This window comes from Streptomyces sp. NPDC046977 (genome assembly GCF_040644455.1).
Classification (GTDB): domain Bacteria; phylum Actinomycetota; class Actinomycetes; order Streptomycetales; family Streptomycetaceae; genus Actinacidiphila.
In genome coordinates, this window is sequence record NZ_JBEYWO010000006.1 from 288,611 (window position 1) to 301,215 (window position 12,605).

The 12,605-nt window shown below is 72.3% G+C and carries 11 protein-coding genes; 4 read left to right on the forward strand and 7 right to left on the reverse strand.

Going from position 1 to position 12,605, the window contains the following annotated elements:
- Nucleotides 1–9: 9 nt before the first annotated feature.
- Entirely contained in the window at nt 10–894 is an 885-nt protein-coding gene (locus ABZ883_RS12410) for an RNA polymerase sigma-70 factor (RefSeq protein WP_360905618.1), read from the forward strand.
- Nucleotides 895–932: 38 nt separating this feature from the next.
- Complete coding sequence (locus ABZ883_RS12415; protein ID WP_360905547.1) at nt 933–1,922, forward strand: nitronate monooxygenase; 990 nt, start codon at nt 933–935, stop codon at nt 1,920–1,922.
- 7 nt (nt 1,923–1,929) lie between these two features.
- Here the strand turns inward: ABZ883_RS12415 and ABZ883_RS12420 are convergent, their stop codons facing one another.
- Nucleotides 1,930–2,913: a helix-turn-helix transcriptional regulator gene (locus ABZ883_RS12420; protein WP_360905548.1), complete on the reverse strand. Its 984-nt coding sequence runs from the start codon at nt 2,911–2,913 to the stop codon at nt 1,930–1,932.
- Between the two features lie 337 nt (nt 2,914–3,250).
- On the opposite strand from ABZ883_RS12420, the gene ABZ883_RS12425 reads away from it, so the two are divergent.
- Nucleotides 3,251–3,703: a MarR family transcriptional regulator gene (locus ABZ883_RS12425; protein ID WP_360905549.1), complete on the forward strand. Its 453-nt coding sequence runs from the start codon at nt 3,251–3,253 to the stop codon at nt 3,701–3,703.
- 30 nt (nt 3,704–3,733) lie between these two features.
- On the opposite strand, the gene ABZ883_RS12430 is transcribed toward ABZ883_RS12425, so the two are convergent.
- The 4 genes from ABZ883_RS12430 to ABZ883_RS12445 all read right to left on the reverse strand — a co-directional run bounded on the left by ABZ883_RS12430 (nt 3,734) and on the right by ABZ883_RS12445 (nt 7,117).
- Nucleotides 3,734–4,297: a hypothetical protein gene (locus tag ABZ883_RS12430; protein ID WP_360905550.1), complete on the reverse strand. Its 564-nt coding sequence runs from the start codon at nt 4,295–4,297 to the stop codon at nt 3,734–3,736.
- Nucleotides 4,298–4,426: 129 nt separating this feature from the next.
- Complete coding sequence (locus ABZ883_RS12435; protein WP_360905551.1) at nt 4,427–5,275, reverse strand: helix-turn-helix transcriptional regulator; 849 nt, start codon at nt 5,273–5,275, stop codon at nt 4,427–4,429.
- Between the two features lie 87 nt (nt 5,276–5,362).
- Entirely contained in the window at nt 5,363–5,986 is a 624-nt protein-coding gene (locus ABZ883_RS12440; RefSeq protein ID WP_360905552.1) for a hypothetical protein, read from the reverse strand.
- Nucleotides 5,987–6,235: 249 nt separating this feature from the next.
- Nucleotides 6,236–7,117, reverse strand: a complete 882-nt coding sequence (locus tag ABZ883_RS12445) for a hypothetical protein (protein WP_360905553.1) — start codon at nt 7,115–7,117, stop codon at nt 6,236–6,238.
- A 340-nt stretch (nt 7,118–7,457) separates the two neighbouring features.
- Between ABZ883_RS12445 and ABZ883_RS12450 the strand changes: the two genes are divergently transcribed.
- The gene (locus ABZ883_RS12450) at nt 7,458–9,887 is read left to right on the forward strand and encodes a SpoIIE family protein phosphatase (RefSeq protein WP_360905554.1); all 2,430 of its coding nucleotides are present in this window, start codon (nt 7,458–7,460) and stop codon (nt 9,885–9,887) included.
- 120 nt (nt 9,888–10,007) lie between these two features.
- Here the strand turns inward: ABZ883_RS12450 and ABZ883_RS12455 are convergent, their stop codons facing one another.
- Nucleotides 10,008–11,462: an MFS transporter gene (locus ABZ883_RS12455; protein WP_360905555.1), complete on the reverse strand. Its 1,455-nt coding sequence runs from the start codon at nt 11,460–11,462 to the stop codon at nt 10,008–10,010.
- An 89-nt stretch (nt 11,463–11,551) separates the two neighbouring features.
- The gene (locus ABZ883_RS12460; protein ID WP_360905556.1) at nt 11,552–12,445 is read right to left on the reverse strand and encodes a nuclear transport factor 2 family protein; all 894 of its coding nucleotides are present in this window, start codon (nt 12,443–12,445) and stop codon (nt 11,552–11,554) included.
- Between the last annotated feature and the right edge of the window lie 160 nt (nt 12,446–12,605).

The following is a 12,605-nucleotide window of genomic DNA, read 5'->3' on the forward strand; positions in this document are numbered from 1 at the left end:
GATCAGCAGATGTTCCACCGCCATCGCAGCCTGCTGTTCTCCGTGGCCTACCGCTTCCTCGGCACCGCGGCCGACGCCGAGGACGCCGTCCAGGACGCCTGGATCAAGTGGTCGGCCGCCGACCGCTCGCAAGTGGCCGACCCGAAGGCGTACCTGACCCGGATCGTGTCGAACCTGGCGCTGGAAAGGCTGCGCTCCACACGGCACAAGCGGGAGACCTATGTCGGCCCGTGGCTTCCGGAGCCCATCCTCACCAGCCGCGACACCGCCGAAGTCGTCGTGGACGCCGAGTCGGTGTCGATGGCGATGCTGGTGGTACTGGAGACCCTGAGCCCGCTCGAACGCGCGGTGTTCGTGCTGAAGGAGGTCTTCGACTTCAGCCACGCCGACATCGCGGAGGCGCTGGAGCGCTCCGAGACGGCCGTGCGGCAGGCCGCGCACCGTGCTCGTGGACATGTGCGGGCCCGGCGGCCGCGCTTCACCGCCGACCGGTCCCGGCAACGCGCGGTGACCGAGCGGTTCTTCGCCGCCGCGACCGGTGGTGATGTCAACGCGCTGATGGAACTGCTGTCCCCGGACGTCACGTTGTGGACCGACGGAGGCGGAAAGGTCCGCCAGGCCATGAAACCGGTCGTGGGCGCGCGGACGGTCGCCTCGTGGTTCGCGGCCATGGGCACCGTCAGCTACCAGGGCGTCGAGCCCGCCGACATGAGGGCCGAGCTCACCGAGATCAACGGCGGACCGGGCATGCTGTTCAGCGGGCCGGACCGCGTGATCGCCACGGTCACCTTCGACTTCGACGCCGAAGGCCGCGTCACCGCCATCCACAATGTGGCCAACCCGGACAAGCTCCGCGCCGTCGCGGGCGGCGCCGCTCACGGGATCGGGACGTGATGAGGCCGCCGCCCCGATGAGCGGACGATGATGTGCGCATGGCGCTGTCGACGGAGCTGACGGAGTTGCTGGGCCTGCGGCACCCCATCGTGCAGGCACCGATGGGCGGTTCGGCGGGAGGCGCGCCGGCCGCGGCGGTCTCCCGGGCGGGTGGACTGGGGCTGCTGGGCGGCGCGTTCGGGGACCGGGACTGGCTGGAGCGGGAGCTGCCGATCGTCGCGGCGGGCACCGACCGGCCGTGGGGCGTCGGCTTCCTGGCCTGGGCGGTGGATGCGGGGGCGGTGGAGCGGGCTCTTGAATTCCGGCCCGCGGCCGTGATGTTGTCGTTCGGCGACCCCGGCCCGTTCGCCGACCGGATCCGCCGGTCGGACGCGGTCCTGATGGTCCAGGTCACCGATCCGGACGAGGCCCGGCGGGCAGTGGACGTGGGCGCCGACGTCATCGTGGCGCAGGGGACCGAGAGCGGCGGCCACGGTGCCCGGCGGGGGCGGTCCACGCTGCCGTTCGTCCCGCTCGTGGTGGACCTCGCGGCACCCGTACCGGTCCTGGCGGCCGGCGGGATCGCGGACGGCCGGGGTGTCGCCGCGGCCCTGGCCCTGGGTGCGGCGGGGGCCCTCATCGGGACGCGCTTCCTGGCCACGACCGAGGCCTTGGCCGACCCCTCCGTCCACAAGGCCGTCGTCGAGGGGCGCGGACAGGACCTCGAGCGCAGCAGTGTGCTGGACCTCGCCCGCGGCGCAAGCTGGCCGACGGCGAAGTACACCGCCCGTACCCTCGGCCACCCCTGTCTCGACCGGTGGCGCGGCCGGGAGGCCGAACTGGCCGGCGACCCTCGCGCCCGTCAGGAATACCAGGACGACGTGGCACGAGGGGCGATCCCGCCCCTGCCGGTCTGGGCTGGCGAGGCCGTCGACCTCGTCACCGACCTGCCGTCGGCGGCCGACCTCGTCACCACGCTTGCCGCGCAGGCCGAGGCCGCACTGAACAGGGCAGGAAGGCTGCCGCCCGACAGCGGTACGCAGGGGTGAACCCGCTTCAGCGGAGCCACCCCCTGCGGGCCGCCTGCCATGCCAACTGCATACGGCTCGACGCACCCGTGAGGGTCATCAGGCGCCCGATCCGGCGTTGCAGCGTGCGCAGGCTCACCCCCAGATGCCGGGCCGCCGCCTTTTCCGTGGCGCCCTCTATGAGCAGCGTGAGTATCCGCAGATCCGCCTCGTCCAGGGCCGCGGGGGCGGCATCGGACGCGTCGCCCTCGCCGACGGAGGCCCCCTGCCCCTGCCAGGGGAGCGACATCTCCCACTGGGTCTCGAAGAGGAGTCTCAGCGCGTCGAGAATGCCGCTGTCGCGGACGACGACGGCCGTCGGCGGCAAGGACTCGTCCCCCGGGGGCTCGGGAGCGAGCAGGCACAGGCCCGCGTCGCGGTCCGAGATCGCCAGGTCCACGGGTACGTGCGGGACGACGCGCGCGAGGCCCTCGAAGCGCGCCAGATGCCGTGCGACATCGCCTTCGGCGTCCCCACGGACGACGGTGCCGCCGCACAGCACGCGGTGGCGGACGTGGTCGCCGAAGCGGTGGCCGCCCGTCAGGAAGTCCTGGGACCTGACCAGCCAGACCATCTCGTGCCGGGCCTCCTCCTGGAGGAGTTCGACACGGTGGGCGATCGCCGCCGCGCCGGTGATCCGCTCGACAGGCTGACTCGCCGTGCGGTCGGCGACGGTGTGATAGGTCGTCAACAGTGTCTCGACGGTGGCACGAGCCCGGTCCAGGGCCTCCGCCTGCTGCCGCAGCCGCGCCTGGACCTCCGTGACGGGCTGCGCCGCGGGGCTGAACCGGGCGTCCGGCCGGCAGGTGCGGTCGGCCAGCCCTTTCGCGACCAGCGACGTCAGTGCCTCCTCCGACGCTTCGGCGGAGACGCCGGTTTCCGCCGCGACCTGATCCACCGAGACCGTGCCGGCCGTCACCAGCAGGCGGTACGCGATCTCCTCGACCTCGAGCAGGTCGTTCGTCTCAGGCATCGCATCCATTCCGGCGGAGTCGATTCGGTCGTCGCGCGCGGTGGACCGATCGCTCACCACATGACGCAACGCCGGATCCAGGGGCTGACGTTGAGGGGCCGGCCGAGCGCCGGCTCCGGTCGTGGGGAGGGTGGAGCGGGGAGCGGACGCGCAAGGCGCCCGCGGGTCTTTCCCGCCGCGAAGGTGCGGCAGGCGGGAATGTCGGGGACCCGTGGCCATCGTGCGAAGTCGAGGGGCGAGTCCGCATCCGCCGTGCCGGAACGTACCACGGTGTTGCGTGCGCACGCAAAGCAGCGAAAGGCCGGGTGAGGAAGGGAGGGCAGGGTAGTCTGCTCCGGTGACATCGGATGCGCCCCTGAACCCGGACGAGGACCGCTTCTGGCGTGCGCTGATGCGCGTCATGGTGGCACTGCCGAAGGCGTTGGACGACGACCTGCTGAAGGTCACCGGGCTGACGATGTCCGAGTACGCGGTACTGGTGCACCTGTCCGAGGCCGCGGAACGCGAGATGCGCATGACCGATCTCGCCGCCGCGACCGCGCTGTCCGTCAGCCGGATCTCGCGTGTGGCCGACGCGATGCAGACCCGCGGCTGGGTGGTGAAGCAGCGCGACGCCAACGACGCCCGGGGGAGCGTGGCGAGCCTGACGGCCGAAGGCCTGCGGCGGCTGCAGTCCGCGTACCCCACGAATCTGGCGAGCGCCCGCAAGCGCGTCATCGACCACCTGGAAGCGGCCACGGTCGCCGGCTTCGCCGAGCAACTCGAAACCATCGCGGCCGGACTCGACTGAACCGGTCGGGCCGCCCACCGGCACGGCGCGTCACCATCCCCCTTCGGCCGGACCGAGGACCGCCTGTCCCACGCGGTGGGCGAGGTCGTGTGCCCGCTCGGCCTCACCGGGGCGCATGTGCACATACACGGTGTTCCCCAGGACCCGTTTGTAGTCGACGGTGGAGTTGATGCACAACTGCACGCCCGCACGCTCGCACTGCGGGCCCAGCCCCAGTCCCGGAACGGCCGGCCAGCTCAGACCCGCCCAGGTCAGATGCCCGCACGCCCCCGGGGCGGTGAGCGGGAGAAAGCGCCGAAGAGCACTTTCGTCCACGACCTCCTCCACGTCGACCTCGCCGGGCAGCAGCCGGGCGACCGCCTCCCCGTCGCCGGGCAGGTCCCCCATGCGGACGTGGGAATCCCCGAACGAATACCAGCCCCCTGGAAAGAGGGTGCGGGCCTTCAGCGCGTCCGCGACGTTCGCCAGCTCGGCGTTCACGAACACCGCCGGATGTCCCCGGACGGATCCGCAGCGCGCGAGACGGGAGGCCACGGTCAGGGCCGATTTCGTGTCGGGTGCGCGGAACACCGGATAGGCCGCGGACAATTCCATGAATTCCACCGTTCAGGACTGCTCTTGCCTCGGCGATCGTAGCCATTCGCAAGGGGAATCGACCGGGGTGCGACGTTCCGCGCCATGGCGCGGAAGTGACAGCCGCCCTGTCCGCGCCGCAGGGCCCGGTCAGCGCGGTCCGCTCGCGGTGCCCGTGCCGAGCACGGTGAGCAGGGCGAGGCGTTCGGCGTCCTCGGTGCCGGGTTCGGCGGTGTAGACCATGATGCGCAGGTCGCTGCCGGCCACGGTGAGCACGTCGCAGTCCAGCCGTACGGGGCCGACCGCCGGATGGTCGATGGTCTTGCGCGCGGCCTCGTGGCGGCCGACCGCGCCGGAGTCCCACAGCTCCGCGAATCTGCCGCTGTGCGCCCGCAGTTCGCCGACCAGGTGCCGTAGCTGCCGGTCGGACGGATAGCGGGCGGCGGCGGCCCTCAGGTCGGAGACGACGGCGGTCTCGAAGTCGGCCCTCTCCTGTGCCGTGCGCAGGACGCGGCCCTCGTCGGCGCCCAGGAAGTGCCGCCAGACGCCGTTGCGCTCGTTGCCGCGCCATCCGGAGGGGTCGCCCATCAGGGCCGCGTAGGGCGGGTTGTACTGGAGCAGCGTCCAGGAGGCGTCGTAGACCGCGACGGGGGTGCCGGTCATGCGGTCCAGCAGCCGGTGGACGCTCGGGGTGATGTACGCGGGGACCGTCTCGGGCCCCGGCGGTGCCAGCCCGGCGAGCTCGAAGAGATGGCCGCGTTCCGTCGGCGACAGCCGCAGCGCCCGTGCCATGGCCTCCACGACCTGCGCGGACGGGTTGGAGGCGCGGCCCTGTTCCAGCCGGGTGACGTAGTCGACGGAGATCCCCGCGAGCTGGGCCAGTTCCTCGCGGCGCAGCCCCGCCGCACGCCGGTGACCGCCCGCGGGCACGCCCACCGTTTCGGGAGACACCTTGTCGCGCCACCGGCGCACCGCCCTGCCGAACTCCACGGTTCCCATGTCCCCAGTCTCGCCCTCCCGGGACCGGGATACCTCCTGGTGTCGCGGTGGTGCCCGTCCGCCGGTGGAACGCCCGGGGAACGCGGTTCAATTCGTCGCCGAGTCGAAGGTCCGGTACAGGGCCCGATGGGCGAGCTGCTGGAACTCGTCGCCGTCGCTCAGGGCCCGGATCATCTCGGAGCAGTACTGGACGTGCTCCTCCCTGTGGGGCGTCCGGCTGCCTAAGGAGCGCGCGATCAGCCCTTGGGGGGCCGGGAGTCTCAGGACCTGGAGCACGCGGGAGAAGGTGTCCGCGAGGTCGATCCCCTCACCCAGTTCGTCGAGGATCTCGCCGAGCGGGTTCGTGGGGCCCTCCCGGTGCGCGGTGCGCAGCATCCGGCAGCAGCGGTCGAGGGAATCGAGGTCCGACTGCCGGACGGCGACGGGATGGAGGCGGGGCAACGGCGGGTCGGCGGATTCGCCTGGGGAATCGCGGTCGCTCTGCCCGGAAGTGCATTCCCAGATCAGCCGGCGAAGCCGTGCCGGGAACGAGCGCAGCACTTCCCCGTAACTGGAGTACGCGGTGTCCACCACGTCGCTCTGGTGGGCGGGAATCTCGCCCCGGTACCAGAAGTGCAGTGAATACAGCAGGGGTTCTTCGACGGTACGGAACTTGGAAGCGAAGACGGGGTCTTCCGGTACCAGGATGTATGACGGAATCTCCGGCTCCATTCGCACGGTGGGCCCAAGAGGTCGGGGTGAGACTGTACCGTCGCGCGGCGGAGGGTTTTCGCCGGTATCCGGTTGAGTGGCGAGGCGGTCCCCGCAGGCGCCATGCTGTGCGCAATGAACCTAGCAATGTGTGCGTTCGCAAGCAAGTAATATGGTCGGGACGGGTGCAACTTGTGCCACCGTCCTGGAGAACGCTGTGACGCAGGAGCGTGCCCGTACGCCGGGCACGCCGAGCTCCCGCGGCCGAGGTCACGCCCCGGCGGCGCCCGGCGGCAGCAGCTCCGTGGCGAACCTCGCGAACTGGAGCAGCGGCGCGCCCGCGAGGAGCAGTGGCGCCGACGCGGTCGGTCCGGCCGCCCCGGCCGCGCCCGCCGCGTACACGTCGCGCACGAGGTCGGCGCCCGCTCGCACCCGCTCCGCCAGCAGCTCATCGCCGCCCGGCCCGACGGGCAGGCGCCGCAGGTGGCCCCGTACCGCCTCGCGCTCGCGGGTCAGCAGCGCAGTGAGGTGGGAGGAGGTCGTCCCCTCCGGGTGAGCGGGCAGGCCGTCGGCCTGCGCGAGGAGGAGCCGCCCGAAGCCGAACGCCATCCCCAGGGCGGCGCACCACGCGTAAGCCGTGTGCCGGCTGCCCAGAGCCGTGCCCTCCGCGGAACTCGTCATGCCCGTCGGCACGAACAGACCACTGACCCGGAATGTGCCGTCGGCGACGTCGTGCGTGCCCTGCGAGCGGCGCACGGCGAAGACCGGGGTGCCGTCTCCCGCCCGGACCGGCAGAGCGATCCAGCGTCCCTCCCGCGCGGCAGCCGCCGGACGCCACGTTCCCGAGACCATGTGACCGCCGTCGGCGGGGCGGGCCGTGGGGGCGCCGTGGGGGTCGTCCGCGGCCGGCTCGGCGGCGGGCAGCGACGCCGTCCACTGGAAACCGTCCGTGAACGCGGCCCATGCCTCGGCCGGCCCGGTGGTGCCCAGGGCCTCGTAGGCGTCGAAGACCTCGCAGAGGGCGGCATCGAGCTGTGGAAGAGGCGTCGCCCCCTCCCTTCGGGCGCCGGGGCGCGGGCCCGGCAGGACGGCCAAAGGGCTGTCCGCCCCGTGCACTTCGGCGGGGGCGGACTCGAGGGAGTGGCAACTCATGCGACTTATGATCACACGCGCCGGTGTCCGATCAGTGGAGACAGTGTGTTCCACCGGTCCCCGATCCGGCCAATTCCCGGGAAAATCCAGGTCAAACGGCATGATGTGGCGGTCGTCACGCGCACCCGCGCGCATCGCAGCGCGACCGGTATGTAGCACACAGTGTGCCCGGCGATACGGGGGAGCCGTGCGGAGGGCCGGCAGCCGGGCGGGAGGCAGGTGGTCTGCTTACGCTGAAGGTGAGAGCCACCCGTCGGTGGTACCGGCCGCGGAACCACCGGCGCCGGCCGTCCGCGGTCGACGTCGGCCCGCGGACGTCCCTCGCCTGACAGGACCGAGCATGGGCAATCGCGCCGCGAGCCGTCCCCCGCCCGGCGACCAGAAGGTCGCCGGCTTCGTACTCGACGGCCACGGCCTCGTCTCCGCGTGGAGCGCCGCCGCCGAGGAACTCTTCGGCTACCGCCCCTCCGAGGTCGTCGGGCGCTCGGTGGCGGCCCTGTGGCCGGAGGCCTTCGCGCACCAGCAGGGAAGGGCCGCGGGCCCGGCGGAAGGGGGCCCGTCAGGGCATCGTGTCGTGCTCGCCCGCCGGGAGGGCCCGCCCGCCGATGTCGTCCTCCACACCTCGCGCATGCAGGCCCCGGGGGGCCTGCCGGGAGAGGGCTGCGTGGTCGTCGCCGTCCCCGTCGGCCCGCGCGCGACGGTCGAGGGGGAGGCCCTCCTGGAGGCGCTGTTCACCCAAGCGCCCATCGGCGTCGCGGTATACGACCGGGACCTGCGTGTCGCGCGGGTCAACAGCGCGCTGGAGCGTATCCACGGCTTCCCCGAGGAGGAGGCACTCGGCCGCTCCATCGGCGAGCTCCTGCCGGGGCTGGACGCCGGGGCGATCGAGTGCAGGATCAGGAAGGTCCTGGAGACCGGGCAGCCGATCGTCCACGCCGTCCATCACGGGCGCACCCCCGCGGATCCGGACCGGGACCATGTGTGGGACGTGTCCTCCGTGGTCCTGACCGGACCGGACGGCGGTGTCCTCGGAGTGGCCGACCTGATCATCGACATCACCGACCAGTACCGGACGCGGGAGCGCCTGGCCCTCATCGGCGAGGCCGCGGTCCGCATCGGGACGACGCTCGACGTGCGGCGCACGTGCGAGGAGCTCGTGGACATGCTGGTGCCGCGATTCGCCGACATCGCGGTGGTCGACCTCCTGGACCGCGTCATGGCGGGCACGGAGCCGGACCCCGAGCCGGCGTGCACCGGCCGGGTCGCGGTGCGCCTGGTGGCTCGGAAGGCCGCCGAACCCGGTGTCTTCGAGGGGCTCGCCGAGCTCGGGCAGCTGCGGAGCTACACCATCGACTCGCCCCATGTGCAAAGCCTCGTCGACGGGCAGCCGCGGCTCATCCCGCACCTCGACCTCGACGGCGCGTGGCTGCGCAACTCCGCCGACCGGCGCGTCCGGGCCATGCACAAGTACGGCATCGGCTCCCTGATCCTCGTGCCCGTGCGCGCCAGGGGCGTGACCCTGGGCTTCGTGCATCTGTACCGCAAGCGCACGCGGCCCTTCGAGGAGGACGACCTCGTTCTCGCCAAGGACGTCGTCGCGCGCGCCGCGGTCTGCGTGGACAACGCCCGCCGCTACACCAACGAGCACGCGGCGGCCCTCACCCTGCACGCCAGCATGCTGCCGCGCAGCGTCGCGGACCAGAGCGCGGTCGAGGTGGCCCACCACTACCGGCCGTCCCGCCGGCACGCGGGCGTCGGCGGCGACTGGTTCGACGTGATCCCCCTGTCGGGTGCGCGGGTGGCGCTGGTCGTGGGCGCGGTGCCCGGCGAGGGGTTCCAGGCGGCCGCGTGCATGGGGCACCTGAGTTCCGCGATCCGTACGCTGGCCCAACTGGACCTCACCCCGGACGAGTTGCTCGGCCAGATCGACGAGATGGTGCCACGCCTCCTGGAGCGCGAACACGCCTCGGGCTCCGCACCCGTGGTGGAGGCCCTGAAGGGCGCCACCTGCGTGTACGCCGTCTACGACCCCATTTCGCGGCGCTGCGTGATGGCCAGTGCCGGCCACCACCCGCCGGCCGTCGTCAGCCGGGAGGGGGAGGTGACGTTTCCCGATCTGCCGGTCAACAACCCGCTCGGCCTGGGGGACCCGGTGTTCGAGCCGCTGGACGTGGAACTCGGCGAGGGAAGCACCCTGGTGCTCTGCAGCCACGCGCTCCTTGACCCCGACAAGGCACACGCCCTGGCCGTCCGGCTCGGCACGGTCATCGCCGGCCGGAGCCGTCCGCTCGACGACACATGCGCCGCCATCGCCGACTTCATCGCCCCCCACCTCCCGACGGACAACGGTCTGGCCGTCCTCCTCGCCCGGACGCGCACCCTCGACCCCGAGAAGGTGGCCACGTGGACCGTGCCGCCCGTCCCCGGTGCCGTGGGCAGCATGCGGGCCCTGGCGCGGCGGCAGCTGGAGCAGTGGGGCCTGGAGCGCCTGGCCTTCGACATGGAACTCGTCGTCAGCGAGCTGATCACCAACGCCATCCGCCACGGCCATGACCCGATACGGCTCCGGCTGGTACTCGACCGGACGCTGATCTGCGAGGTCAGCGACGCGTCGAGTACCTTCCCGCACATTCGCAGGGCCGCCACCACCGACGAGGGAGGGCGCGGGCTCTTCCTGGTCGCCCAGTGCTCGCACCGCTGGGGAACCCGGTACCTGCCCGTGGGCAAGACCATCTGGGCCGAGCAGGTGCTGGAGCCCGTGGCGCCCTGAACGGTGGTGCCCGGGCGCGCCGATGTGCGGCCCCGGGATCGCCGGGCCGCACATCGTGGCACACGGGCGGTGCCGGGCGCCGAGGTCACCGGGCCCGCACCGCGCGCGGTGGGGGACGGGTCAGCGTCCGCGGTCGCCGGACAGTTCTGCGGCGGTCCCGGCTGCGGCCGTGCTCGTGGCACGGATGGTGGAGGGGGGCCGCCGCAGGTTCAGGACGGCCAGTGCGGTCAGGCCGATGCCGGCGGTGATGGCCCAGACGGCGGCCCTGATGCCGTCGACGACCCGGGCCGGATCGGCCTCGGCGTGCGACCCGTCGACCGCGCCGGCCAGCGCGATCAGCAGGGCCAGGCCGACGGCGCCGCCGATCTGCTGGCCGGTCGTGGCGATGCCGCTGCCGATGCCCTGGTCCTCGGCCGGAACGCCGGTCGAGGCGGCGGCGAACATTGTCACGAACACCATGCCCTGCCCCAGCGACAGCACGGCCAGCGGGACGGCGATCACGGCATAGGGCCGGTCGGCGCTGATCGTCAGGGCGAGCCCGGCGGCGCCGGCGGTGCTGATCGCCAGGGCGAGGAGCAGCGTCGTGCGCGTCCCGGCCCGGGTGGCGGCCCGTCCCCCGGCGAAGGTGCCGACGAGGGCCAGGCCGGAGGGGACGACGAAGGCGAAGCCGGTGGTGAGAGCGCTGTACCCCTGGACCGACTGCCAGAGCAGGGTGAGGAAGTAGGCCAGCGCACCGAAGGTTGCCATGAACAGGAAGGTGACGACCGTGCCGGTCGACAGGTCCCGGTTGCGGAACAGCCTCAGGGGCACGAGCGGCGAGGCGGACCTGCCCTCGACCACCACGAACAGCGCGAACAGCACGACCGCGAGCACCAGGGACCATACGACGACCGGAGCGGCCCAGCCCCGGTCCGGCCCCTGCACGAGGCCGATGACCAGCAGGGAGGAGGACGCGGTGCCGAGCACCGCGCCGGGCAGGTCGAAGCCGCCGCGCGCGGCCCGGGCGGTCCTGGGCAGCAGGACGAGTGCCGCGATCAGTCCGGCGCCGGCCATGGCCACGTTGACGTAGAACACGGCGGACCAGGCGAAGGCGTCCGTCAGCACCCCGCCGAGGATGGAGCCGAGGACCATGCCGGCGCCGCCGGCGCCGCCCCACACCGACAGGGCCCGGATCCGCTCCCGTCCTTCGGGGAACAGGGTCGTCACCAGGGACAGGGTCGCGGGGGCCAGGAACGCGCCCCCCAGACCCTGCACCGCCCGTGCGGCGACGAGGATCCAGGGCGCCGCGGCCAGCGCTCCCACCAGGGAGGAGGCGGCGTAGAGGAACATGCCCAGCAGGAACATGTTCTTGCGGCCGAACAGGTCGGTGGCACGGCCCCCGAGCAGCAGGAACCCCCCGAAGGCGACGGCGTAGGCGGAGACCACCCACTGGAGGTTCTGCGCGGTGAAACCGAGATCGGCGCCGATCTCGGGCAGGGCGACGAACACGATGTTGTAGTCGATGGCGACGATCATCTGGGCGAATGCCAGCAGGGCGAGCACCGCCCCGAGGTGGCGCGGCTTGGTGCCGGACACGTTGAAACTTCCTTTGGATCAGGGATGGTGAGGTCGGCGGGCGGGCACCGACGGGGCACGGCCCCGGCGGTGCGGCGCCCGGACGCGGGTCACGGCACGATGGCCGCGTTCTGGATCCGGTGCAGGACGGCCTCCGGGGTCAGGGAGGCGTCCCACGTGGACGTCACGCGGGTGATCGTGCCGTCCTCGTCCAGTTCGAGCGTGGTGACGCCCGCCGGAACCCGGCCCCCCGTGCTCCACTCGTACGCGCCTCCCTGGGCGCTGCCCACGACGTGCCGCAGCGTCGAGCCCGGACCGTAGGCCAGGTCGGCCAGGGTGCGGTCGAGGAAGTCCCGCGTCTGGGACCGCCCTTCGAGCAGGAGGTGCAGGGAAGTGTCCTCGAAGACGACGTCCTCGTGGAGCAGGGACGACGCCTGGGCGGCATCCCCCGCCGCCAGCGCCACGGCGAACGCGCGGGCGGCCCGCCGCAGGACGGGCGCGGCCTTCTCCCCGAGCTTCTCCTCGCCGAAGTCCGCGGGGTAGACGTCGTGCGGGACACGCATCGAGGCGGCGGTCTCGGCGGTCAGCGAGCGCCCGTCCCAGGTGTCGACCCAGCGGACGATCTTCCCTTCGCGGAAGTCGACCGTGCCGGCGGCGCGCAGCTCGCGGCCGAACATCTCCGGCGAGTCGGTGAAGAACACCACGGCGCTGTCGAAGTCGCCGACGATGCGGGTGGGCCAGGCGACGGCCTCCGCCGGCCAGGCCGCCAGCAGCTCCGCGAACTTGTCGTACAGGGTCTGCCAGTCGTGGAAGATCCACCCGAGCGTGGCGTCGGTGTACGTGACCGACTCGGGCAGGAAATGGCCCATCAGGACGTCCACGTCGTCCGCCGACTTCGCCTCGAAGTAGGAGGCGAGGAACCGCACCACATCGGGTGCGGCCCGGGAGACGTCCACGTCGCGCCCCATGATGCGGGCCGTGCGGGCCGTGCGGGCAGTGCTCATTGTTGTCCCGTTCTCGAGAATCGGAGGAATTCACCCTTCGCCGGCGGAAGTTCCGTCGCACCGCGGCAATCAGGGCGCCGGCTTCACCAGTTAAAAAGTGGGATTGTCCCTCGTCAAGTCATCGGGGAGCGGACATGAAGGGGACATTGGGTCTACGGCT

Excerpts from the sequence above, each read along its gene's own strand:
- ABZ883_RS12440 (WP_360905552.1), bottom strand. The coding sequence starts at position 5,986 with ATGGAGCCGGAGATTCCGTCATACATCCTGGTACCGGAAGACCCCGTC.
- ABZ883_RS12410 (WP_360905618.1), top strand. The coding sequence starts at position 10 with ATGTTCCACCGCCATCGCAGCCTGCTGTTCTCCGTGGCCTACCGCTTC.
- ABZ883_RS12415 (WP_360905547.1), top strand. The coding sequence starts at position 933 with ATGGCGCTGTCGACGGAGCTGACGGAGTTGCTGGGCCTGCGGCACCCC.
- ABZ883_RS12445 (WP_360905553.1), bottom strand. The coding sequence starts at position 7,117 with ATGAGTTGCCACTCCCTCGAGTCCGCCCCCGCCGAAGTGCACGGGGCG.
- ABZ883_RS12460 (WP_360905556.1), bottom strand. The coding sequence starts at position 12,445 with ATGAGCACTGCCCGCACGGCCCGCACGGCCCGCATCATGGGGCGCGAC.
- ABZ883_RS12420 (WP_360905548.1), bottom strand. The coding sequence starts at position 2,913 with ATGCCTGAGACGAACGACCTGCTCGAGGTCGAGGAGATCGCGTACCGC.
- ABZ883_RS12450 (WP_360905554.1), top strand. The coding sequence starts at position 7,458 with ATGGGCAATCGCGCCGCGAGCCGTCCCCCGCCCGGCGACCAGAAGGTC.
- ABZ883_RS12435 (WP_360905551.1), bottom strand. The coding sequence starts at position 5,275 with ATGGGAACCGTGGAGTTCGGCAGGGCGGTGCGCCGGTGGCGCGACAAG.
- ABZ883_RS12430 (WP_360905550.1), bottom strand. The coding sequence starts at position 4,297 with ATGGAATTGTCCGCGGCCTATCCGGTGTTCCGCGCACCCGACACGAAA.